This is a genomic window from Shimia sediminis (assembly GCF_003990645.1).
Lineage (GTDB): Bacteria > Pseudomonadota > Alphaproteobacteria > Rhodobacterales > Rhodobacteraceae > Shimia > Shimia sediminis.
The window spans coordinates 47,512-66,532 of sequence record NZ_RYZK01000002.1 but is presented as its reverse complement, the minus strand read 5'-3'; the positions used below and the strand labels follow the sequence as shown (position 1 = coordinate 66,532).

The 19,021-nt window shown below is 57.1% G+C and carries 16 protein-coding genes; 2 read left to right on the top strand and 14 right to left on the bottom strand.

The window, feature by feature from the left end:
- Positions 1 to 107 precede the first annotated feature (107 nt).
- From EK369_RS04880 to EK369_RS04865, 4 genes are read right to left on the bottom strand one after another with little or no spacing between them, the layout of a single operon-like run.
- Positions 108 to 887 carry a methyltransferase domain-containing protein gene (locus tag EK369_RS04880; RefSeq protein ID WP_127112587.1) on the bottom strand — a complete coding sequence of 260 codons (780 nt, stop codon included), beginning with the start codon at positions 885 to 887 and terminating at the stop codon, positions 108 to 110.
- A 20-nt stretch (positions 888 to 907) separates the two neighbouring features.
- Positions 908 to 2,011 carry an ABC transporter ATP-binding protein gene (locus EK369_RS04875; RefSeq protein WP_127112586.1) on the bottom strand — a complete coding sequence of 368 codons (1,104 nt, stop codon included), beginning with the start codon at positions 2,009 to 2,011 and terminating at the stop codon, positions 908 to 910.
- On the bottom strand, positions 2,012 to 2,845 hold the full coding sequence (locus tag EK369_RS04870) for an ABC transporter permease (RefSeq protein ID WP_127112585.1): 834 nt from the start codon (positions 2,843 to 2,845) through the stop codon (positions 2,012 to 2,014).
- Entirely contained in the window at positions 2,842 to 3,708 is an 867-nt protein-coding gene (locus EK369_RS04865) for an ABC transporter permease (RefSeq protein ID WP_127112584.1), read from the bottom strand. The genes EK369_RS04870 and EK369_RS04865 overlap by 4 nt, the downstream gene beginning before the upstream one ends.
- 210 nt (positions 3,709 to 3,918) lie before the next feature.
- Here EK369_RS04865 and EK369_RS04860 point away from each other — a divergent pair, with 210 nt between their 5' ends.
- Complete coding sequence (locus EK369_RS04860; RefSeq protein ID WP_127112583.1) at positions 3,919 to 5,406, top strand: trimethylamine methyltransferase family protein; 1,488 nt, start codon at positions 3,919 to 3,921, stop codon at positions 5,404 to 5,406.
- 53 nt (positions 5,407 to 5,459) lie between these two features.
- On the opposite strand, the gene EK369_RS04855 is transcribed toward EK369_RS04860, so the two are convergent.
- Positions 5,460 to 7,025, bottom strand: a complete 1,566-nt coding sequence (locus EK369_RS04855) for a trimethylamine methyltransferase family protein (protein ID WP_127112582.1) — start codon at positions 7,023 to 7,025, stop codon at positions 5,460 to 5,462.
- A gap of 122 nt (positions 7,026 to 7,147) precedes the next feature.
- Here EK369_RS04855 and EK369_RS04850 point away from each other — a divergent pair, with 122 nt between their 5' ends.
- On the top strand, positions 7,148 to 7,768 hold the full coding sequence (locus EK369_RS04850; protein WP_127112581.1) for a TetR/AcrR family transcriptional regulator: 621 nt from the start codon (positions 7,148 to 7,150) through the stop codon (positions 7,766 to 7,768).
- 333 nt (positions 7,769 to 8,101) lie between these two features.
- On the opposite strand, the gene EK369_RS04845 is transcribed toward EK369_RS04850, so the two are convergent.
- From EK369_RS04845 to EK369_RS04805, 9 genes are all read right to left on the bottom strand, one after another.
- The gene (locus tag EK369_RS04845; RefSeq protein ID WP_127112580.1) at positions 8,102 to 8,899 is read right to left on the bottom strand and encodes an IclR family transcriptional regulator; all 798 of its coding nucleotides are present in this window, start codon (positions 8,897 to 8,899) and stop codon (positions 8,102 to 8,104) included.
- A 351-nt stretch (positions 8,900 to 9,250) separates the two neighbouring features.
- On the bottom strand, positions 9,251 to 10,234 hold the full coding sequence (locus tag EK369_RS04840; protein WP_127112579.1) for an Ldh family oxidoreductase: 984 nt from the start codon (positions 10,232 to 10,234) through the stop codon (positions 9,251 to 9,253).
- 62 nt (positions 10,235 to 10,296) lie between these two features.
- Complete coding sequence (locus EK369_RS04835) at positions 10,297 to 10,935, bottom strand: DUF3726 domain-containing protein (protein ID WP_127112578.1); 639 nt, start codon at positions 10,933 to 10,935, stop codon at positions 10,297 to 10,299.
- A complete protein-coding gene (locus EK369_RS04830; protein WP_127112577.1) occupies positions 10,932 to 12,620 on the bottom strand; it encodes a hypothetical protein in 1,689 nt (562 codons plus the stop codon). The genes EK369_RS04835 and EK369_RS04830 overlap by 4 nt, the downstream gene beginning before the upstream one ends.
- A 5-nt stretch (positions 12,621 to 12,625) precedes the next feature.
- A complete protein-coding gene (locus tag EK369_RS04825) occupies positions 12,626 to 13,600 on the bottom strand; it encodes a membrane dipeptidase (RefSeq protein ID WP_127112576.1) in 975 nt (324 codons plus the stop codon).
- Positions 13,600 to 15,048: an aldehyde dehydrogenase family protein gene (locus tag EK369_RS04820; RefSeq protein WP_127112575.1), complete on the bottom strand. Its 1,449-nt coding sequence runs from the start codon at positions 15,046 to 15,048 to the stop codon at positions 13,600 to 13,602. Before EK369_RS04820 ends, EK369_RS04825 begins: the two co-directional genes overlap by 1 nt.
- 84 nt (positions 15,049 to 15,132) lie before the next feature.
- A complete protein-coding gene (locus tag EK369_RS04815; RefSeq protein ID WP_127112574.1) occupies positions 15,133 to 16,038 on the bottom strand; it encodes a LysR family transcriptional regulator in 906 nt (301 codons plus the stop codon).
- A 400-nt stretch (positions 16,039 to 16,438) separates the two neighbouring features.
- Positions 16,439 to 17,662, bottom strand: a complete 1,224-nt coding sequence (locus EK369_RS04810; RefSeq protein WP_127112573.1) for an aminopeptidase P family protein — start codon at positions 17,660 to 17,662, stop codon at positions 16,439 to 16,441.
- Between the two features lie 145 nt (positions 17,663 to 17,807).
- Positions 17,808 to 19,019, bottom strand: a complete 1,212-nt coding sequence (locus tag EK369_RS04805) for an ABC transporter permease (protein ID WP_127112572.1) — start codon at positions 19,017 to 19,019, stop codon at positions 17,808 to 17,810.
- Between the last annotated feature and the right edge of the window lie 2 nt (positions 19,020 to 19,021).

The window sequence follows — 19,021 nt, the reverse complement described above, 5'->3', positions numbered from 1 at the left end:
GTGAGCCCCGATCATTCTGATCGGGGCTTCTTTATGTTCGAGGCTTCAAAGCTATTATTGTGCTGGTTGGAAGGAACCGGGAGAAACTTGACCTTCCCTGCTGGTACTTAATCCGGTTTCTGGCCTCGGATGTGGTGCGGGCAATGCTCCCCAGATTGCAAAACCGGCAGCATGAGAGACCATGTAGACACCTGTCCGGCGATAAAGTCGGCCCCGTGCGCAGCTTCAAGCAAAGTACGCTCGTTCCCGGTCAGGCGCTCTAGCTCTTCTGCCGCGACGTCACGGTACCATGCATTGCGGTTCCGCAAGGCGATATTGGTAAATCCAGCGGCCTGCATTGCTGTGTTGTACCGCGCCGGCGACGCCATGGCGAAATCCAGGTCTTCGGCGCGAATGTAGTCTCGCATTTCGGGTGACGGTTCATCATCGTGCTTGATAAGCCAATCTGACGCGGCCAGCCATCCGCCGGGACGCAACACGCGATAGGCATCCGTGCACAACGCTTCCTTGTCAGGAATGTGGATGATCGAATCCTTGGAATAGACGACATCAAAGCTTTCGTTGTCAAAGGGCAGGGGGCCGGGTTCAACCAGTCGTATTTCGATCCGGTCTGACAAGCCTTTTTGCTCAGCGCGGTTGCGTGCAGCCGCACAGACGGGCTCTTCCACGTCAATGCCGACCACCCTGGCGGCCCCAAGCTTTTCTGCCAGCAGCACAGCGATTGCGCCCGAGCCGCATCCGATGTCCAGCACAGTCTTTCCGCTCAGGTCCAATCCTTCGACTACCAGTGCCGCCTCGTCCGCACCGCCAGGCGACAGGAACCCCTCGCCCCACATATCTTCGAGGAACCGTATGTGGCTATCATCGTAAAGGATCTCGTCGCTCATGCACTGTTCCTCATTTTGTCTCACTCAAACAGCACGATGGAATCGGCTCCCCAACCAACAGAAACTTCGCTGCCTTGGGGAAGGACCGAGCGCCCGGCTGTATTGCGCATCGAGATTGTCACCGGCGCGCCGTCCCCGGGCAGTTGCACGTCATAATAGGTCATGTCACCGTAATAGGATGTGGCGGTGATCGTGCCCTTGACCGAGCGCTCTGCCGTGTCAGTTTCATCCATCAGGACGGTCAGCATCTCGGGGCGAATGCCAACCGCATCAATCCCGGCCGGATCAAGACCAATGGGCGCAATGCTTCTGGGAACGGTAACGTCGCCCAGTGCGTCGATCGTTAGGGTCAGGGCGTCGTCTTTCTCACCCGTTAGCTTGGCTGACAGAAAGTTCATGACGCCAATAAAGGATGCCACCCGCTTGGTGCGCGGTCGACGATAGAGCCCTTCTGGCGTGTCCAGCTGTGCAATCTCGCCCTCAAACATGACCGCAATGCGATCTGACATGATGAGCGCTTCTTCCTGGTCGTGGGTGACTAGGATGAAAGTGATGCCAAGCGATTGCTGCAACGAACGTAGCTCAACCTGCATCTGGTCGCGTAGTTTCTTGTCTAGTGCAGAAAGCGGTTCGTCCAGCAGGATCACCTTGGGCTTCATCACCAGAGCGCGGGCCAATGCCACACGTTGCCGTTGACCACCGGACAGCTCATGGGCGCCGCGATGGCCCAGCCCGTGCAGGTCAACCATGTCCAGGGCCTTGCCTACCTCTGCCGCGATCTCCTTTTTCGGCAGCTTTCGAGTCTTGAGACCGTAGCCCACGTTCTCGGCGACGGTGAGATGCGGAAAGATTGCGTAAGACTGGAAAACCATGTTGGTGGGACGTTTGTTTGCGGAGATCCCGGCCATCGGCTTGTCGTCGATTGAAATTGAACCCGTGGTCGGCTCGTCAAACCCCGCAATCATCCGCAGCAGCGTGGTTTTGCCACATCCCGAAGGCCCAAGCAGTGAAAAGAACTCACCTTCTTGAATCGTCGCGTTGATACCTTTGAGCGCTTGAAAAGTGCCGAAGGCCTTTGTCACATCGCTCAACACGATGATGTCATTTGTTTCGATTGCGGCCATTTACATGAATCCTCCGGCGGCAGAAGCTTCGAGTCCTTGTTTGCGCGCAGATCGGCGACGGAACCATTCCGCGAGGATCAGCAGCACAACAGAAAGAGCTAGCAGTATGGTTCCGAGCGCCATGACCGAGGGCAATTTGGTCGGAAAACGCAGCTGGCTCCAGATATAGACGGGCAGCGTGACATCCGTGCCGGTCAGGAAAAACGCGATGATGAACTCGTCCAGCGAGATGGTGAAACAAATTAGAAGGCTCGAGATCACACCAGGCATCACCAACGGCAGGATCACCCGGTAGAAGGTGCCCCAGCGGGTTTCGCCCAGATCGAAAGAGGCCTCTTCCAGGCTTGTGTCCAGCCCCTGAAATGCGCTCGACAGGATGGCAATGGAAAAGGGTGTGCAGATAAGCACATGGCCCAGAATTACGGTCCAGAGTGACAGTGACATGCCCAGTTGCATCAACAGCACCAGCAGGGCAACGGCCACAATGATCTCGGGCAGGACCAGCGGCAGCATGATGAACCCCATGACGGGTCGCTTGCCGGGGAAACGATAGCGTGACGAGGCGCGCGCTGCGCAGGCTCCCAGCACTGTGCTGAGCAGGGCCGTGGACACAGCGACGATCATGCTGTTCCTGACCGCACCATGCAACGCCTCGGTCGTCCACAGGACATCAAACCACTTTGTTGTGAACCCTTTCAGCGGAAAGGACACAATAGTGGCGTCGTTAAATGCAAAGAGCGGCAGCAGGATGACCGGCGCATATAGGAACAGCATGTACAGCAACGCATAGACCGTCAGCGCCCTTGCCGAAAAAGCCTTTCGGGATCTGCTCATTCGACCTTTCCTCCAAACTTCTTGCCCGCGAAGTAGATTAGCAGGCTGATCGACGCGACGATGACCATCGAGGAAATCGCCAGTGCTGCGCCCAACGGAGCATTGTTGGCCTTGCCGAACTGAATCTGGATCATATTGGCAATCATCAGGCCGTCCGTGCCTCCGACCAGACGCGGCGTGATGAAATCTCCTACAGTGGGGATTAGAACAATAAGGGTCGCGGCAATGACCCCTGGCATCGCCAGAGGCAGGGTAACTCGAAAGAACTGACGCACCGGACCATCCCCCAGATCTTCCGCCGCTTCCAGCAGAGATCGGTCGATTTTTTCCAGAGCGACAAAGATGGGCAGGATCGCAAACGGTGCCCAGGCGTGGGCGAGTGTCAGGACAACGGCGTTGGCATTGTAGAGGATAAAGGTCAGCGGCTCATCTATCAGCCCGACTTGCATCAGGGCTGTGTTCAGCACACCGTTAAAGCCCAAAATGACCTTCCAGAGAAAGACCCGCAGCAGATAGCTGGTCCAAAATGGCACCGTGATCAGGAACAACCACAAAGCCTTGCGTTGTTTGACGTGGAAGGAAATGTAATAGGCAATCGGAAAGGCCAACAGCACGGTCACCACCGTGACGGTAAGCGAAATTCTGAGGGATCGGAACATCAACACCTGATAAATCGGTTTGCTCCACGCCTCGCGGTAATTGTCGAGCGTGGGCGTTGTGTCGATATCCAGATAGTTCTGTGTCCAGAAGCTGAACGTCACCACCATCGCCAGAGGCGCCGCCAGCATCAACAGCGCATATAGAGCTGCTGGGCTGAGCAATGTAAGCCCCTGGCGGGCTTCTTTGTCGAGCGTCACACCCATGTTTGTGGCCCTCTTCCTGTTGGTATCTCCGTCTATCGAGCCCAAACCAGACCCGCGGAGCAACCGTTTCTTTAGGGTTTAATACATGAGAATCATGTTTGAGCAATAATTTTATTTGAGCGCTCAAAAAAATTATTGCCAGAAAGGTGTAGCGCAGACTAGCCTGAGGGCCACTCACAAATAAAATCCAACTGTAAGCAAGGAAGTGCCATGCGACGCGGCCGTACGCGGAAGAAACCTGAAACAAGTGTTGCCCGAGGACCCGAGACCAAACACTTCGGTCCAACACCGGCCTATGGCCCGCTGCGGGATGATGAAGTTGCCAAGGTGATTGATACGGCTATTGGGTTGATGGAGTCTTCTGGCATCGTGTTCGAACCAGGCACCGAGGCAGACGACCTGTTGCACGACTATGGCTGTGATGTTGGTTCAAACGGGATTGTGAAATTCCCCAGAGAAGTGACCCGAAGGGCGCTGAAGACTATGGCGCACGAGGTCGAGATCTTTGATCGCAACGCCGAAAATCCGGTCACGATCAGCACCAATCACACTCTTTTCCTGCCCGGGATGACCTGCATTGCCGTTTATGGTGAAGACGGTGAGCCACGCCCTTCGACCCGCGAAGATCTTGCCGCTATTACGCGGCTGGCTGACGGTTTGCCCAATATCGATGCGGTTTGTGTGTCCGTGAAAAATGTGGCGGATTCCACAATGCATGGCGAAATCGACGAGTTTCTGTGCATGGCTCAGAACACCGTGAAACCTTTGGAGTATCTTTGCGAGTATCCTGACTCTCTGAAGGCGGTGATTGAGATCGCCAGCGCCGTTCGCGGTGGGGCTGACGCATTGCGCGCCAAACCCTATTTCTTTCACATCATCACGCCTCTGCCGGTGAATTTTGCGAAAATCCACATCGACCAGATCATATCGGGCGTGCGTGCGGGTATTCCAATTGGTGTCGGCACCCTGCCAATCGGAGGAGCGTCGTCGCCAATCACGTTGGCGGGCTGTCTGGTTCATGCGTTGATGACGGACTTTGCCGCCATGGTTTTGGGACAAGCCGTCGAAGAGGGTAGCTTCTGCATTGGTGGATCAGATGTGTTTTTCATGGAGCCCGCGACAGGCGCCATTGGCAGCTTTTCGCAAACTGCCATGGCCGACATGGCCGCGTGTCAGGTGCGCCGTGCAATGAACATCCCGCCCCTGACCGGTTCAGGGGGCTGTTCGGTCGCGCGCCGTTTCAATCAGGACGCAGTTTGGGAAATCTCGGCCAACATGATGCAGATGTTCTACAATCGCCCTGCAACCTGCGACTATCTGGGGTCTTTGGATCAGGGGTTAACCTTTTCCGAGCCAGCGCTGCTGCTGTGCGATGACATGGCAGGCCTCTTGCGCAAGATGTGGGAAGGCGCTGAGATTTCGGATGCGATGATCGGCACGGACCTGATAGACAGTCTTGGCCCTCGTGGTCAGTTTCTTGCCGAGCAACACACGGTTGACCATTGTCGGACGCAGGTTTGGAACTCTCGCTACCTTGGGGCGAACATTCCCCTCAGCTCCAGCGGATTGGACGATCTGGATCTGTTCGAACGTATCGAGCTGGATCTGGCCGAGCGTCGCGCAGCGCCCCCGCCACCAGAGCTGGATGAAAACGTGGCTCAAACTGCACAGGCAGTGTTGAGCCGGTTTCGAGACTGATCTTAGAATGCAACAGACCACAAATCGCCGGGCTTGACGCTGCTGCACAGGTTTCAGTTTGCGGCATGCATACGATCCTTTGGCAGCAGGATCGGGAATTTGTCGCGAATTGCCTTGTCGGCATCTGCCGGAATGGCGTCGACAAAATGCTCCGACAACAACTTGCCCACCGCTTCATGCGCACGTTCGTCGATGGTTTGTGCACCATCATCAATCCACACTTGTTGTGATGAACGGTCGGCTGTTTCGGGATAGACGTACTCAGTTTCCATCGATTTCAACGTGTCTCCTGCACCCAGGTAGTGGCCTTCACCCAAGACAGCCGCCTTGATTGTATCAACGCTCAGGGTCTCTTCGCTGACCTCGATGCCACGAACCACGCGTTGCGCCATGCCAAGCATGTCGTTGTCAATCACAAGGGCCTCGTAAGAGCACCCCATCAGGCTGGCCATCATGCCTGCCGATTCCAACACGCGGTTGGCCCCCGCCAGCCCCGCCACGACCGAAGTGATACCTTTTTCATAGCCCATTTGCGCGTCCGGCATCTTGGCATCCGACATGGAAGCAGCAACCGTTGTGGGCAAGTCATAGAACCTGCCGATCTGGGCAATTGCAGCCATGGACACAGCGACCTCGGCCGAGCCACCAGCAAAGGCACCGGTGCGCAGGTCAACGGCGAATGGCCAGGCGGCAAAGGACATCGGACACCCGGGACGCACCATGTTCACAACGCAAAGGCAGGCTAGCGCTTCTGCCACGACCTGAACCAGCGCGCCGGCAAGGAACGACGGTGCCGTCGCCCCAGACTGTGGCGCTATGGCGATGTCGTTGACCAAACCCAAACGGCTGGTTGCGACCAGAACGTCGAGGTTGTCCTTTGCAAACCGCAAAGGTGAAACGATGGGGCATCCGCCAAAGCTCACGAACGGGCGTTCCCGAAACTTGGCCTCAGACCCCGCAACCATCGAGTAGATTTCCAGTGCTGCAGGCAGCGAGTCTACCGTGTTGAACGTGTGTTCCACCGGCTTTGTTGTACCGGCAAGCACGGCGTAAACAACGTTGATGTCGTGAACAAACAAATCGGTCAGTTCCGTCGGGACAACGGTTTGCCCAAACTGATGAATGTTCTGCAGTGCGTCAACAACCCGGGCGGTGTCGTAGAGGTCCAGCAAGGTCGACGGGCGGTAGCTTCGCGAGGTGTAGTCAAGAATTGAAACCGCCTCGCCGCTTGTGCAGTAGTTGACCTTGTTGCCACCCACATGCACATCGGCATGGGCAGGATCGCGGCTGTAGATCACATATTCGCGTGCGGCTGTGGTCAACAACTCTTCGACAAGGGAACGGGGAAAGCTTAGCCGTCCATGGGCGTTGATGTAGCAGCCCCGGGCACTGGCAAGTTCGATGACTTCATCGGTGGCGTCGGCAATTCCAACATCCGCCAGAATATCAAGTGCGGCGTCATGAATCGCGCGCAAGTCATGGTCGCTAAGCGGGTTGTATGTGCCGCCTTCAAGACCGGCGCGCACAGCTTGACGGGTTTCAGTACGCGCGGATTCACGCATGGCAACTCGGGCGGCGCGGCCCCCGGAACGACGCGATCGGCCAGAGTGTGCGGTCATATTCTTTCCTCGATTCGTAACTGTGACGTCTGTCTTAGCAGTAATTTGAGTGCTCAGTCAAAAAAAATTGAGCTACCACTCAAAAAATTGCAAATACGGTAGAGTGATGCTAAACCAAAGGCATGAATGACCATGCTCTTGTCGATCACGACTCTCCAACCAGCCGGCGCATGAAGCGGCGAATACTGCACGCAACGATAGACGTAGTGGCCGAGTACGGGCTTAGCGCCACGACACTGGCGCGCGTTGCCAGCCATGCAGACGTCAGCCAGGGAGTGTTGGTGTTTCACTTCAAGTCTAAGTCAGGGCTTTTGAACGCAACCTGTCGCCATTTGGTGGACGAGTATCAGGCCCTCTGGCTATCCGTTCTAGAAGAACAAGACCCGGCGCGCCGATTGGTTGGCCTGGTCAAAGCGGATTTTCATCCGTCGATCTGCTCGCCTCAGCAATTGGCCCTTTGGTTTGCTTTCTGGGGCGAAAGCAGGACCCAAATCTGGTATGACGAAGAATGCCGCCAAGCTGAAGAGCGACGTGCACAAGTAATGATCGAAACCTGCCACGCACTTTCAGAACGCGTTGCGATAGACGATCCCGACATGTTGGCGGTCGCAATAGACGGGTTTACCGATGGGTTGTGGTTGCAAATGCACATGAAACATGGGGTGCTTAACTGCGATAACGCCTTGGAGCTGGCGATCAAGCTTTTGAAAAAGCTTGTTCCGGAAATCAATCTCGACCACTGAGATCCACTTGTATCCAGTCTATGTGGCGGCGGTGGAAGCACTCACCTCAATAGAATACTGAACTCAACTCGGCAACATACACGTTTAAGGGTGAGCATGTGGACAACTAAGACCATGCAACGACGGCCTGTGAGTTGGAAACCTGATTGTCAGCTTGCTTTCTCAAGTGAGTTTCGTGAGACAACGTGCGTGCTGATGCAGGTCGAGCACCCTTCAGATTTACCTTCAGCCATGGTCATCAGATTGTGCGCAATTTTCTGACCATTTTCTGATGGGGCATGCACCTGCAGTAGCCCCTGAAAGAGGTCCACCAACTGATGGAGCCGCATCCGGTCAGGTTCCGCTTTCAAGAATGCCTTCGTTGTGAAGCGCGGACAACTTGTTGGCTGCGGTCCGCAATGGCTCAAAGAACCCAATGATCTGATCAATGCTGTGGCGTTGCACCGGGGCATGCACCGAAAGCGTTGCCATCAGCCGGTTGCGCTGGTCAAGGATGGGCACCGCGATGGCAGCCATTCCCGCCATGAACTCTTCATCGTCCGTCGAGTACCCTCGCTGGCGAATGCGCTTCAACTCTTCCATCAGGGCATCAGGAGAGGTAAGTGTCTTGTCCGTATTGCGCTCAAGTGGTCGGGCGTTCAGAACCCCTTTGAGGGTCGAGGCGCGTAGGCTGGACAGATACATCTTGCCACTGGCAGTACAATGGAACGGCACCTGCGTGCCAACCGGCAACTGGATGCGCAGCGGCCATTTGGTCTCGACTCGATCAAGATAGGTCATGCCTTCGCGGTCGGGTGTCGCAAGGTTGCAGGTTTCCCCAATCTCTTCCGCCACTCCCTTGAGTATGGCCGATCGCGCTGTCCTCAGTCTCTCGGACGAAATCGTGTCGATGGCCAGGGCCCGTAGTCTAGGTCCAGGGCCGTATGCTACGCCGTCCAGATCACGCTGCAAAAACCCTTCTGCCTCGGCAGTGTGTAACAATCGGTGCAGAGTTGGTTTCGGCAGGCCCAGAGTCTCGATCAACTGAACAGGTCTCACAGGGACACCAAGTCGGGCAACTTCCTCGAGTATCAAAAGCAATCGCAGATTGGTTGGCAGCTGGGATGATTTGGAAGTCGCGTCGTTGGGCATCGCATCCCTGTCTATCTGTTTGGCTGCAGCGCCAGAGCGAGATCCGGAACCGGTTAGACCAATATCCACATACCGACCAAAGCTGCAAGATTGGCTCACGTATAACCGACGATGCGGAATTTAGGAACATCCGTCACGCCACACGCGTATTGGTGGTTCAAACAAATACCTCTGAGGTCGATACAAACCCAGCAGATTTGAGAGGTCCGCAACGCAAGCGCCCTGGTGCGTCAAGCCCACCAATTGCGGGGCAGGGCGCCGCCGCTTGCGAAACAAACCATAGGCACGCCACAGGTTGGTTCGAACGGTTTTCAGGGCCGGAAGGGTCTGATCACCGTGGTCCCTGCAAATTCAGGATAGCCCGGCAAGCGCTCTGGTTTGGTCCCAGACAGCAGACTCCAGCTGCACTGGATTCTGATCCAGCTTACCTTGACCAGGCATACGTGACCCTTCATCCATGGCGATGCCTTCTGCGATCTGATGGAAGCGGTCAAAAAAAGCTGGCGAATTGTCTGGATCAATCAGCAGATAGTACTGTCCCAAATCATGAGGCGGGCCTTCGGGTGCTTTCAACGGCTTCACATCCCGGCTCACGACGCCTCCGGTCATTCCTGCCGCCAACAACTCTGCCATCAGGCCAAAGCCCCAGCCCTTGTATCCCCCGACACTGACCAGCGACCCAGCCAGCGCCGCTTCGGGGTCGGTCGTGGGGTTGCCATCGGCGTCTACGGCCCAGCCTTCGGGAATGCGTTCTCCTGCGGCCTTGGCCATAGTGATCTTACCAAGCGCCACAGTGGTGGTGGACTGGTCGAACTGCATGGCGATCCCGCCTTTTCCGTCCGGCACGGAAAAGGCAATTGGGTTGGTGCCGATCACCCGCGTTTTTCCGCCCGGAGGGGCAACAATCGGAGAGGCATTGGTCAGGCCCAGGCCGATCAACCCTGCGCGCGCGATCTGTTCGGTGAAATACCCAAGAGACGTGCAGGTATGCGCATGTCCGATGGCAAGGCTCGCCACGCCGCAGTCTTTCGCCGCTGCGACAGCCTTGGGCAATCCATGCGTGAAGGCTGGCTGCGCAAAGCCAAGCTTTGCATCCACCACAACTGTGGCGGCGCGGGGGTGTGACACAACCGGATCAACAGTTCCGTCAACACGCCCGCTGTGCAATTGCTGGCAATAGCTTTCCAGATAATAAAGCCCGCAAATCCGGTTGCCGACCGCCTCGGCCTTGCGCACTGCACGTGCGACTTCGTCGGCTATCCACGGCAATGCCCCATGTCTTTCCAGTGCCGCTTTGGTGGTTCTTTCGATTTCATCAAGGGAAATTGCGGGCATCTGGGGTCCTTTGCACGTAGTTGTTTTTCCCTTATTGCAGGCTTTTGTCCGGTTGTCTTGCCTCAGTCGTTGTCGTTCAGCCCTGCGCCCGCGCCTTTTAACCGTGATTCTTCGGTATCGGGCGCATAGGTACGGTGCGCAAACTGGTTCAAGGTGGACCAATCTGCATCAGACGGGATTGCGCGTGTTTGTGCGGGCAACGCCTGAGACACCTCTCCGCCGCATCGCACGACGACAGTCTCGGCGCTGTCAGCGGCAGGGTCGCCTGAAACCACGCTGGCAACATAGCCATCCGTCGCAATCTGTGTACTACCCCAGGACAGGGTGACGACCTTATCCAGTTGGCGCGCAGCATTCGCGGCAAAGGGCAGCAACAGAACGGGGACGACAACACCGTCGATACGTTTGCCTTCTTCCGCCCAAAATACCGCTGCATCGGACAATGCCGCGCCTGCGGACAGTGGGCACATAAGCCCTTGTTCGGACCGCCAGTCGCCACCAAGCGCCGTGGGCGTCAAGTCGGCGAGGGTTTTACCATCGACCTTTTCCAAGGCTCGGGCGAGCGCGGCAACCCCGTCAATGCCAGCAGCGCACAGCCAGCGCGCTGCCTTTGAGGCTTCTTCTGCCACGCCCCATCCATATCCTGCGCCACGGGCAGCTTTTTTGGCGGTGGCTTCCACTTCGATCAATGCAAAACTCATGACAAACCCTCCGGATACACCCAATAGTCCGCGTTCTCAGGGCTCAGGTCTTCGGGGTAGGGCGCATTGCCATACATGCTGATGCGTACCCAGCGATCCGAGCGCGGATCAAAATGTGTCGCCCCGAAAAACGCCAATTTCACGCGCAGGAAGTCGACCGGAAACATCTCGGCCGAAATGGTGTTGTCCCGGATCTCGCTGTAAGGAGCGGTGGCGCTGATCTGCGCCCGACGGATCGTGTGCCGGTGTTCAGGGTGGCGCAACAAGAATGCAGCGATGGGCTTGGTGTCTGTCCAGTCCTTCAACGCTGTGTGGGCTGCAGCCGCATCCCGCGCGGGCGCCAGAGGTGTTTCATAGGGCGCAATTGGCTCTTCAAAGCGCTCGCCAACGCGTGGCTCCAGTTTTTCTTCGGAAACGTACCAGGCACGAGCGCAGTTCTCTCTCGCTGACCAATCCACGTCCAACGCCCAGCCAAAGCTGGCCTCAATCAACGCGCGCACTTTAGAAATCGGCATTCGCCCATCAATTCTGAATGCCTCAGAATCAACGTCCGCCAGTGAGGGCGCCAGATCATCCACAAGCGCGCCATAAGGTTCCAGGATCAAAGACGCGATGAACTCTTGTCCCTCTTCGCTCAGGGCGGTTTCGCTCCAGCGGACCAATGCGTCCCATGGTTGGGCACCATCCAGCGCGTCGCCTGAGAGGTGATCCTGCAAGCGAGTGATATCCGTGCGCAACGCGGCCAGCTTGTCGATCTGAACAGGATGTTCCGAACGCCAATTGGCAACGAGCGCCTGACTACGTGCAAAAACCTGCCGAAAGGCGCTGATCTCGTCCGCAGTTGCCGTTTCAACGGCGCGGACACGTTGGATGGCCGTTTCGCGGGTCTCGATCCAGTTGTTGAACAGCAAAGGATGGTTGACAATAAACGGTCCCAGTCCCAGGCCGGTTGAGTTTCCAATGCCAAGGCTACCGGCAATCTCGGGCGACATTTCAACAGCTTTGTCACCGCCCCTTGCGCGGGCCATATGGTTGACCAGATCGCGCACGAAAGCACGTGTCAGAAAGACTGACAGCATCTCGACCTGAAACGGCACCCGCAACTCGTCACGGTCGGAGATGGCGTCATAGTCCGAGGCCCCCAACTTGCCCGAGCCATAGACCGCCGTGGTCCGCATCAGGTATCCCACCGCTTCTATCTTGTCTGTGTCTGGTTGTTCACCGCGAGACAGGGCCTCGAGAAAATGCTCCCACAGACGCACCGAGCGATTGGCGCGGCTGACCGAGAGGCTTTTTTCGTTTACACGGCCCGCTTCCTGGTAGGGCACGTTTTGCGACAGGCTTTCGATGTCTGCCTCGGACGGGATTCCGTCAAACAAGGTGAATGTTGCATCCCATGCCGTGGCAATCACCCGATCAGAGCGCATTTCCGGCGGCAGGTCGTGAGCAAAGACCACCAGAGAATAAGTGCGCTCCGGTCCTTGTGCTGAATAGACCGCGTGGCCGACGCCCTTGTCGTCAATGTTGAAGACCGGGCGCGCAAACTGCCAGCCTTCTTGTGCCATGCGGCGGGTCAGAACGCGCATGAAACTCAACCGGCATTGATGCATTGATCCAAGACGGGAAAGACGCATCACGCGCGCAGGATCACGCAGAGGGATATCGGGGGATAGGGATGTTGCCATGCAGGTTATCCTTGTGGGCCAAAGTTTTCAGCAAAGAACCGATACCAGTTCCCGCCCATGATCCCGGCGACCTCGTCGTCGCTCAGGCCCGTCGCGCGTAGTCCATTTTCAATATTGCCAAAGTCGCGGTTGTCGCGGAACCATTCTGGCATGGGCGGGAAGCCGGGCGCAGAAGCCGAGCCTTCGCCATAGTCGATTTCCTTGGTCCAGCGGCCGACGCGCATCCATTCAACGATGCTGTCTGGCTGGTCCTGACACAGGTCGGTGCCGATCCCCAGATGTTCGGCTCCATAGGTTTCAGCGGTGCGTGCAATCATCTCGCAAAAGCTTTGCAGGGTGCAGTCGGATTTGTCTTTCAGGTGATGAGGGTAGACCGAAAAGCCCAGCATGCCACCATTTTCAACCACGGCCCGGATCACCTCGGGCTTTTTGTTGCGCAGGGCAGGGGACCACTCGAAAGGATTGGCATGAGTAATGGCGATGGGGCGTTCGGACAGCTCTGCGGCTTCGATCGTGGAACGGTCCCCGGAATGGCTCATGTCCACGACCAACCCGACGCGGTTCATTTCCTTGATAACCTGCCGCCCCATGCGAGTGATTCCGCTGTCGTAATCCTCGTAACATCCCGTCGCCAGAAGCGACTGGTTGTTATAGGTCAGCTGCATGAACCGCGCACCAAGCGTGTGCAGGATTTCAACCAGCCCAATGTCGTCTTCGATGGGCGAGGGGTTCTGAAAGCCAAAGAACACCGCCGTGCGCCCGGTCTCTCGGGCAACATCGATATCGCTGGCCCATTGGCCTTTCATGATCAGGTCCGGGTATTGCTCGAACCAGCGGTTCCACTGTTCAAAGTTCAGGACCGTCTCGCGGAACGTCTCGTGATAGGCGATGGTAACATGGATCGCGTCAACACCGCCCTCACGCAATTGGCGAAAGATCTTTTCCGACCAGTTGGCGTATTGCAGACAGTCGATGCGCATCAGACAGGTCCTGCGCTGATGTAGGCGGTTTTGACCGTGGTGTAGAACTCGGCCGCTGCCTTGCCCTGTTCGCGGGGACCATAAGAGCTGTCACCGCGCCCGCCAAAGGGCACGTGGTAGTCAGTGCCTGCGGTAGGCAGGTTCACGGTAACAACGCCGGTCCGTGCGTTGCGACGGAAATGTGTCGCCCGCGCAAGCGATGTGGTCACGATGCCCGAGGTCAGGCCGAAGTTGGTGTCATTCACGACGCTCAGCGCTTCGTCGTAGCTGCCAACCTTGATGACGCTTGTGAGCGGCGCAAACATTTCTTCGCGGTTGATGCGCATATCGTTGGTGGTGTTCAGAAATACACCCGGTGACATGTAAAAACCTTCGTGTGGCATTTCGAGCCGTACACCACCGCAGGCCAGCTCGGCGCCTTCGGATTGGCCGAGCGCGGCATAGGCCAGGTTTTCGTCCAGCTGTTGCTGACTGACCACTGGTCCCATCTGCGTGCCTTCCTGCAGCGCGTGGCCAACCTTCATGGCCTGCGTGCCCGCCACCAGTTTCTCAACAAAGGCATCATGCACAGCTTCATGCACCACCAGCCGTGACGATGCCGTGCATTTCTGGCCCGTACCGCCAAAAGCTCCGCCCAGTGCCAGCGTTACAGCCAGATCAAGGTCAGCGTCATCCATCACGGCGAGCGCGTTTTTCGAGCCCATTTCCATCTGTACCTTGGTCAGGTTCTGGATGGCTGCCGAGGCGATGCCTTTGCCCACCGGGACAGACCCGGTGAAGGAAATTGCATTGACCATCGGGCTTTCCACCAGCTGTTGCCCAATATCGCGTCCCGATCCCATCACCAGGCTGAAAAGCCCTTTGGGAATGTCCTGACGGTTGATGATCTCGCTCAGAGCGACGGCAGAGGCCGGGGTGATGTTGGCCGGTTTCCAGACCACGGCGTTGCCATAGCACAGCGCCGGCGCGATCTTCCACGAGGCCGTGGCTGTAGGGAAGTTCCACGGCGAGATGATTGCCACGGTGCCAACCGGCTCGCGCCGAACGTCAATCTCAACGCCCTCGCGCACGCTGTCTGCGTTCTCGCCAAGCTGGCGCAGACACTCTGCTGCGTAATATGTAAAGAACTGACCAGCTCGGAACACCTCGCCTTTGCCTTCGGCCAGCGGCTTGCCTTCTTCCCGGCTGAGCAAAGTACCCAGCTCTTCGGCGCGGGCCATCAGCTCAGTGCCAATTGCCATCAGAACGCCCTGTTTGCGCTCCATTCCGTAAGCGGCCCATTCGGTTTGCGCACGGGCTGCAGCGGTCAACGTATCGTGCAGCTGATCCGCGCTGGCCTGCGCGAACACGCCCACAACATCAGACAGATCCGACGGGTTGCGGTTTTCGACTTCCGAGATCCCGGAGACCCACTCGCCTGCGATCAAATTGCGGCCTGTTTCCTGCATGGTACTTCCTTTTAATGCGCGATTGTTACCACTGACATATGCGAAGACGAAGATTCAGACACTCAGAAACTTCTGATGATATTTTCAAATTTTCTGAATTATGGGTTTTTCCTTGTGTTTGTTGTCTCGCACCGTTTCAGACAATGTGCTCAGAAAGGCGCGGGCGGCAGGCATCAGTAAGTGTGCCGGTGCAGAGACGGCCTCAACCTTTCGCCGCGCCGTCAGGTCCGTGAGCGGTAGGAACACGAGATCGCCCTGGCGCTCTGACAAAACCATACGAGGCAGTACGGTGATGCCTACGCCTTCACGCACCAATGACAACAAAGAGGTGGTGTTAGGCACTCGCAGACGGGATCGGGACAAGATCTCCTCAAAGTCCGGATCAGTGATCGTATCGCACAGCCCGTTTGCAATCAGCACGACGTCCGCCATATGGCTCCAGGTCAGTTGATCCCAGTCCCGAGCCAGCGGATCATCCTTGCGGCAAACAACTCCAAAAGCGTCGCTGAACAACTCGACGCGTGCCATGCCATCAATCTCGGGCAAGGATCCAATGCCAATATCTGCCCGCTCGCGGATTAACTCATTGGTAATTGCTGCTGAGTCCATGTCGCGAATGTCGATCTGCACCTTCGGGTGATTGGCGGTAAAAGCATGGATCACCGGTGGCAGAATGGTCGCGGCCACCGAAGGTGTGACCGCCAGGCGAAGATACCCCATTTCGGACCGGGAAATACCTTCGATCACCGCGACCGTGTTCTCAAAGTGGCGAACGCCGCGCTGGGCCTCTTCAAAGATCAAGGCACCCACGGCGGTCAGGCGTGATTTACGCCCAGTTTCAAAAAGCGGCGAGCCAACGTGATCTTCAAATTGCTTCAACATCATCGACACGGCCGAAGGCGTCCGGCCCAGGGCTTCTGCCGCATCCGCAAGGCTGCCGTGCTGTGCCACTGTAGAGAAGCATTTCAGCATTTCGAGTTTGACTGCCAAATTTCAGACGTCCTGAAGCAAGGGGTAATACTTCATGATTGCCTTAAATTAAATCAAAGTCCATGCCAGAGACCCCAGTACACACGGCTCAGAAATCTGCACCCTTTTCGACTGGGTCGCTGCGCTTGATCTTTGCGGAGGGATGCGCGCAGCCACGGTCTGTTCGAGAACGAGAGCCTTTTCCCACCAGAAATTTGATGCTGTGAAACTGGGGATGTGGATTAGCCAGATACCTTGTCAGTGCAGAGCCGGTCACACCAAAGAAAAGGCACCGTCTCCGGTGCCTTTTCTGTTTGTGATAGTCATAACAGCATGAGTAACCACTAGGAGTGGCCAAGGCGCCCAAATCTTACGTCAAAACCCGTGAGCGGTGCTAAAACCTTGGGCAAGCACACCAAAACTACGCGTTAATGATGTTGTGACCGGGCCCATAGGGAAAGCCGGTGATGTTCTCGGCGCCATCTTCTCCCACGACCAGAATGTCATGTTCGCGGTAGCCGCCAGCACCGGGCTGACCTTCGGGAATCCAGATCATCGGCTCGATGGAGACCACCATGCCGGGTTCCAGCACCGTGTCGATATCCTCACGCAGCTCCAGACCTGCCTCGCGGCCGTAGTAGTGGCTGAGAATACCGAAACTGTGGCCGTAGCCGAACGAGCGATACTGCAAGAGTCCTTCCTGCTCAAAGAAGCGGTTGATCTCTGCCGTGATGCCCGAACAGGTCGCGCCGGGTTTGATCAGGCTCAGGCCCAGCTCATGCGCTGCGACATTGGCCTCCCACATCTTCAGCGAGGCTGCATCCGGTTCGCCCAGGAACAAGGTACGTTCCAGCGCTGTGTAATACCCCGAGATCATCGGGAAGGTGTTCAGCGACAGAATATCGCCTTTCTCCAACGCGCGTTTGGTCACCGGGTTGTGGGCACCGTCGGTGTTGATGCCGGACTGGAACCAGACCCAAGTATCGCGGTATTCGGCTTCGGGATAGGCGCGGGCGATTTCACGGTCCATCGCGTCGCGGCCTGCCATGGCGATGTCGATCTCCGTTGCGCCTTCACGGATCGCTGCGTGGATCGCTGCACCGCCGACGTCTGCGGTATGGGCTCCACCTTTGATCAGCGCGATCTCTTCGGCGGATTTCACCATGCGCGCCGCCATCGTCGCGGGGGCGATATCCACCAACTCTGGTGAGCCTAGGAACTCCATCGCCAGGTCACGTGCAGCGAGGGTCATGTGGTCGCCTTCGATGCCAACACGACCCGGCGTGCCTCCGGCCAGCTCGACCACTGCACGCCAGTAGTTGTTGCGCTTCCAGTCGGTGTAGATGACGTTGTCTTCAACCGAGCGCCGCCAGGGTTGACCAGCGTCGATATTGGCCGACACAGTTGTGCAGGCGTCCTGCGTGACAACACAGCCATAGGCGCGGCCAAAGCTGCAATAAAGGAACCCCGAGTAATAGGCGATGTTCTGCATCGAGGTCAGCAGCACCACGGGAATATCCCGTGCCGCCATGACCGCGCGCAGCTTGGCGAGACGGCGGTCATATTCGCCTTTTGAAAACGGCAAAGGGGCCTTCTCACCATTGTGCGAGGTGAAAAACTCGGGTCGTTGGGTTTGGTCGAGCATTGCGCTTCTCCTGTCCAAGGGCCGGACAGGGTCTGTCAGGTCCGGCCACAAGTCCCGGCGTTCAGGACAGGGGCGGCCTTAGTGGAGCGCGACGCCATCGCGCTCCGACACGCATGTACAGCGCTAAATCATCAAGAGATTCGCGTCAAGACGGAGACATGCCCCGCAGCCGCTCTGAACGACGGCGCAGCAGTTCCACGGTAGTCAGCAATGCGATCGAAATCACCACAAGGATCGTCGCCACGGCCAGGATGGTCGGGCTGATCTGCTCGCGCAGACCGGTGAACATCTGCCAAGGCAGAGTCTTCTGGCTGGCGGATCCGATGAACAGCACAACAACCACTTCATCAAACGAGGTGATAAAGGCAAACAAACCACCCGAAATCACGCCGGGCAGGATCAGAGGCATCTGCACCCGGAAAAAGGTGGTGACCGGGTTCGCACCCATGTTGGCCGCTGCTCGCGTCAGCGAACGGTCAAAGCCAACCAGCGTGGCGGTCACTGTGATGATGACAAAGGGAATACCCAGCACCGCATGCGCCAGAACCACTTTGACATAGCCGACAAAGGTCTTGGGCAGACCCAATGTGCCTTCGAGCCAGTTGCCGATATCCGAGTAGAAAAAGAACATGCCAGTGGCCGAGATGATCAGCGGCACGATCATGGGCGAGATCAGGATTGCCATGATGGCGCGGCGTCCCGGCACGTGCGACTGTGACAGGCCGATGGCCGCCAGCGTACCGAGGCTGACTGAGATCACTGTCGCAATCGGTGCGATCAGTAGTGAGTTCTTGAACGACCGCTGCCATTCGTTGTTGGTGAAAAAGTCACGGTAGTGCTTCAGCGAATAGCCTTCCGGATCAAACCGCAGCATCTCGGGCGTAAAGGTGAAAAAGTCCTGCGCGTTGAAGCTGAGCGGCATCACCACGAGGATCGGCGTGATGAGGAATACAAAGATCGCGCCACAGATCACCAGAAACGAATAGTGCCACAGCACTTGTCCCGGAGTGAGATAGGGCAAGAGGCGCGCGCGGTAGCGACCCTCATAAAGCCAGTAGGTAAACCAGTGGAAGAACCAGCCAAAGATGGCACCCAGAATAAAGCCGGGAATACCGCCAAGAACAAAGCCCGCCACGGCGACCAGCACAATTGAGATCCACTTGGAAAGCTGTTCGTTCTTCAGCACGCCGATAAAGAACAGCCCCAATGCGGCGACCACGACCGCCCCGATGACCAGCCCCATGAGGGTGCTGCCATTGGAGGCGCCGACAAAGATGCCCAGGAAGCCTCCGGCTGCCGCAATTGTCGGCAGAACCAGAGACATGGGTTTACGCGAGATGGGTGTGAGTGCAGCCATTT

Excerpts from the sequence above, each read along its gene's own strand:
- EK369_RS04880 (WP_127112587.1), bottom strand. The coding sequence starts at position 887 with ATGAGCGACGAGATCCTTTACGATGATAGCCACATACGGTTCCTCGAA.
- EK369_RS04875 (WP_127112586.1), bottom strand. The coding sequence starts at position 2,011 with ATGGCCGCAATCGAAACAAATGACATCATCGTGTTGAGCGATGTGACA.
- EK369_RS04870 (WP_127112585.1), bottom strand. The coding sequence starts at position 2,845 with ATGAGCAGATCCCGAAAGGCTTTTTCGGCAAGGGCGCTGACGGTCTAT.
- EK369_RS04865 (WP_127112584.1), bottom strand. The coding sequence starts at position 3,708 with ATGGGTGTGACGCTCGACAAAGAAGCCCGCCAGGGGCTTACATTGCTC.
- EK369_RS04860 (WP_127112583.1), top strand. The coding sequence starts at position 3,919 with ATGCGACGCGGCCGTACGCGGAAGAAACCTGAAACAAGTGTTGCCCGA.
- EK369_RS04855 (WP_127112582.1), bottom strand. The coding sequence starts at position 7,025 with ATGACCGCACACTCTGGCCGATCGCGTCGTTCCGGGGGCCGCGCCGCC.
- EK369_RS04850 (WP_127112581.1), top strand. The coding sequence starts at position 7,148 with ATGAATGACCATGCTCTTGTCGATCACGACTCTCCAACCAGCCGGCGC.
- EK369_RS04845 (WP_127112580.1), bottom strand. The coding sequence starts at position 8,899 with ATGCCCAACGACGCGACTTCCAAATCATCCCAGCTGCCAACCAATCTG.
- EK369_RS04840 (WP_127112579.1), bottom strand. The coding sequence starts at position 10,234 with ATGCCCGCAATTTCCCTTGATGAAATCGAAAGAACCACCAAAGCGGCA.
- EK369_RS04835 (WP_127112578.1), bottom strand. The coding sequence starts at position 10,935 with ATGAGTTTTGCATTGATCGAAGTGGAAGCCACCGCCAAAAAAGCTGCC.
- EK369_RS04830 (WP_127112577.1), bottom strand. The coding sequence starts at position 12,620 with ATGGCAACATCCCTATCCCCCGATATCCCTCTGCGTGATCCTGCGCGC.
- EK369_RS04825 (WP_127112576.1), bottom strand. The coding sequence starts at position 13,600 with ATGCGCATCGACTGTCTGCAATACGCCAACTGGTCGGAAAAGATCTTT.
- EK369_RS04820 (WP_127112575.1), bottom strand. The coding sequence starts at position 15,048 with ATGCAGGAAACAGGCCGCAATTTGATCGCAGGCGAGTGGGTCTCCGGG.
- EK369_RS04810 (WP_127112573.1), bottom strand. The coding sequence starts at position 17,662 with ATGCTCGACCAAACCCAACGACCCGAGTTTTTCACCTCGCACAATGGT.
- EK369_RS04805 (WP_127112572.1), bottom strand. The coding sequence starts at position 19,019 with ATGGCTGCACTCACACCCATCTCGCGTAAACCCATGTCTCTGGTTCTG.